Annotated in this window: 3 protein-coding genes and 1 pseudogene; 2 read left to right on the forward strand and 2 right to left on the reverse strand. The window is 71.2% G+C overall.

What is annotated here, in order from left to right:
- Both A9X04_RS15100 and A9X04_RS15105 read right to left on the reverse strand, forming a co-directional pair.
- Positions 1 to 271: DUF899 family protein (locus tag A9X04_RS15100; protein ID WP_156764365.1), on the reverse strand; the 271-nt coding region annotated here is incomplete at its 3' end.
- A 32-nt stretch (positions 272 to 303) separates the two neighbouring features.
- Complete coding sequence (locus A9X04_RS15105) at positions 304 to 1,068, reverse strand: SDR family oxidoreductase (RefSeq protein ID WP_067921729.1); 765 nt, start codon at positions 1,066 to 1,068, stop codon at positions 304 to 306.
- 122 nt (positions 1,069 to 1,190) lie between these two features.
- Here A9X04_RS15105 and A9X04_RS15110 point away from each other — a divergent pair.
- Both A9X04_RS15110 and A9X04_RS15115 read left to right on the forward strand, forming a co-directional pair.
- A pseudogene (locus A9X04_RS15110) lies at positions 1,191 to 2,171 on the forward strand (sigma-70 family RNA polymerase sigma factor); the annotation flags it as partial.
- A 151-nt stretch (positions 2,172 to 2,322) separates the two neighbouring features.
- Positions 2,323 to 2,746 (forward strand): hypothetical protein (locus tag A9X04_RS15115; RefSeq protein WP_156764366.1); only part of this gene is annotated, 424 nt, incomplete at its 3' end.

Here is a 2,746-nt window from a genome sequence, read left to right on the forward strand (position 1 = left end):
CGCGGCACGCATGGTCCGGCCAGCCGTCCACGCCCGGCTCGAAGAAGGCGCGGTACACGATGAGCTGCCGCCGGCGGGCGAACAGCTCCAGCAGGTTTGCCCTGCCCCCGGGCCCCTCGAACGCGTATTCCTTCTCGACGGCCAGCCACGGCATCCGGCGGCGCGCCGCCCCCAGGGCGTCGCGGGCGCGCATCACTTCCTTCTCTTTGGCCAGTAGCCGTTCACGCGCGGCCGCCCAGTCGCGGGCGGACACGATGGGGGGTGTGTTCATTGTCGTTGTCCTCCTTGTGGTTTTGAGTGACATCAGGCCACCGCCGACAGGCCCGTCGAGGTGAGCAGGTAGGCGTCCTCGCCGCCGGGCGCGCCGATGGCGATCCCCAGGACGGACCGGCCCACCTGTTCCGGGGTGAGGGCCGGCCCCGCGGCCCGCGCGAACGCCTCGACGTCGAGGCCTTGGCGTTCGGCGTAAGCCGCGACGGCCTTGGCGCCCAGGTCGGTGGCCGGCGTCAACCGCGGCAGGACGGACACGAAGCGGATCCCCAACCCGGCGCGCTGCGATTCGACGGCGGCGTAGCCGGCGATGAACCTGACCGTCGCCTTCGCCCCCGCGTAGCCCCCACTCAGCGGCGAACCGGCCACAGCGGCGCCGCTGGACATGAGGATCACCGAGCTGCCCGGCGCCAGCGGACGTCGCAGCGCGTGGCGGGTCCAGTGAAAGGCTTGCGCGACATCGACATTCCAGTTCTGGCTGAAGCTGTCCCAGCTCTGATCCTGGATGGGGCTCATGTGGGGCGCCGCCCCGGCACCCAACACGAGCGTGTGCGGCCGGTACGTGTCGATCAGCCGCTGCGCGGTCGCGGCGTAGGAGGCGTCGGCGACCACCGGGACGAAAGCGTCGCCCAGCTCGTCGCGCGTTTCGTCGAGACCGGTTCGGTTGCGCGCCACACCGACCACCTCGGCGCCGGCCCCCGCCAGGGCGCCGGCGATCGCGCGGCCGAAGCCGCGGCTCGCCCCGGTGACGATTGCCGTGGTGCCGGCCAGGCCGGCGGTGCTCACGGGCTCGTTCATGGTCGTCCTCGCTCTCGCTAGGGAATGTGCGTCCACCAATTGAGAGGCGGCGCGGCGCGCGAATTCATCGCCGGGGAACCGATGAATTTCGGCGGCCCGCCGTCTCTGTACTGGAGTAGCGTTCGGTCGCAGCCCAGACAGGAGAAGCCATGCCGGCGAGGGAGGATTTCATCGCGCAGGCGGCGCCGTTCCGCGCGGAGCTCATCGCGCACTGCTACCGCATGCTCGGGTCGGTGCACGACGCCGAGGACCTGGTTCAGGAGACCTACCTCAACGGCTGGCGTGGCTACCCGGCCTTCGAGGAACGGGCGGCGTTGCGGACGTGGCTGTATCGGATCGCGACGACCGCGTGCCTGCGGGCCCTGCAGAACCGCGCCCGCCGGGTGCTGCCGGCCGGGCTGGGCGACGGATCGATCGACCCGGAGGCCGGCCTCGACGCGACCGACGGTGCGCACGAGTGGCTGGAGCCGATCCCCGACTCGCTGATGGCCACCCCCGAGGACAACGTCACCGCGCGGCAAAGCCTGCGGCTGGCGGTGATGACGGCCCTGCAGGAACTTCCCGCCCGCCAGCGAGCGGTACTCATCCTGCGCGACGTCGTGCAGTTCACCGCCGCCGAGGTGGCCGAGCTGCTCGAAACCACGCCGGCCGCGGTCAACAGCTCGCTGCAGCGGGCGCGTGCCCGCCTCGCGGAGCTCTCCCCCACCGAGGACACCCTGTCCGAGCCCGACGATGCCGCGCGCCGCGAACTGCTCGACCGCTACTGCGCCGCCTTCGAGAACGCCGACATGGCCGCGCTCACCGCGCTGCTGCAAGCGGACGTGAAACTCGAAATGCCGCCCCTGGATGTGTGGTTCACCGGCCGCGACCCCGTGCGGCGATTCCTCGCCGCACGCGCTTTCACCAAGGCCGGGGATATCGCGATGATCCCGACGGCCGCCAACGCGCAACCCGCGGTCGCCGAATACCGCCGCGACGCCGACGGGGCGATGCGCGCCCATTCCATCCACGTCCTCACCGCGGGCGCCGACGGGATCGCCACCATCACCGTCTTCCTCGACCCGGGCCTGTTCAGCACGTTTGGTTTTCCCTCCAGCCGGTAACCTGTCCGCAGGGAAGCGACCGCACCTCCGGTCACCGAAGGAAGGCCGACCCAGCGGAGTCATCGGTGCCGCCGCATGGCCCGCAAATGTGGACAGGCCCCATGCCCCCCAGCATCATTAGGCGCGGTAGACGTAATCGAAGGGTGACTGAGTGAGGATTCCCGGCGTTGCCAGCGTCGTCGCCGGCATGACCGACGGAGCCGCGCAGGTAGTGCGAGCCGGCATCTCCACCGCTGCCGGCGCCGCGGACGCCCTGCAGAATCTGGCCAGCCCGGTCGCCGAACTGGCGGTCCCGGTCGTGCAGTCCATGGCCCAGACCACGGGCCGCGCCATCGGATTGACCGGACCCACCAACGGTTCCGGGCGCGGCGTCACCCCGCCGATCCGGTGGCAGAGCGGGCGGCGGGTGCATCTGGACCTGGATCCGTTGCTGCCTTTCCCCGGCTGGCACGATCACGCCCCCGCCGTGGAGGAGCCGGTCCGCCGAATTCCGGGGGTGGCCGCGGCCCACGTCGAGGGCGCCCTGGGGCGGTTGGTGGTCGAATTCGAGAACGAAGGCGACAACGACGCCGTGC

Source organism: Mycobacterium sp. E3247, assembly GCF_001667785.1.
GTDB lineage: Bacteria > Actinomycetota > Actinomycetes > Mycobacteriales > Mycobacteriaceae > Mycobacterium.